Raw genomic sequence first — 432 nt, forward strand, 5'->3', positions numbered from 1 at the left:
GTGGCTATCCCGCAGGATGCCGCCGATCTGCCGAACGCCTGGCTCCAGGCGCTGACGCAGCTCGATCTGGCCCCCGAGGCGGACGCTTACGTGCTGGCGCTTCCCGCTTCACTTCCGGTGCGCTACGCCACCTTACTGACCGTAATTGACGCCCTGCTGGCGTTTGTCGCCCGCTTTCCCAATCCCCGTCCACTGCTGCTGGTGGCCGGGCAGGATTTTGGCAAAGCGCTGGGCATGCTGCTGCGGCCACAGCTTCCACACCTTCCGCTGGCGGTCATCGATGAGGTGAGCATCCGGGCGGGAGACTATATCGACATTGGTACGCCTCTTTTTGGCGGATCGGTTGTGCCGGTGACGGTGAAATCACTCGCATTTCCTTCCTGAGGGAACGACTTATGAAACTAAAGACCACATTGTTCGGCAATGTTTATC

1 protein-coding gene is annotated in these 432 nt (G+C 60.2%); it reads left to right on the top strand.

The genetic code is table 11. The annotated features are described in order from the left end of the window. The coding region (locus tag AEA42_RS13200) for an ethanolamine ammonia-lyase reactivating factor EutA (RefSeq protein ID WP_197278438.1) at nt 1–384 on the top strand (384 nt) is incomplete at its 5' end. Nucleotides 385–432: the final 48 nt, after the last annotated feature.

It is taken from the genome of Shewanella sp. Sh95 (genome assembly GCF_001308045.1).
In the GTDB taxonomy this organism is placed as follows: Bacteria; Pseudomonadota; Gammaproteobacteria; order Enterobacterales; family Shewanellaceae; genus Shewanella; species Shewanella xiamenensis.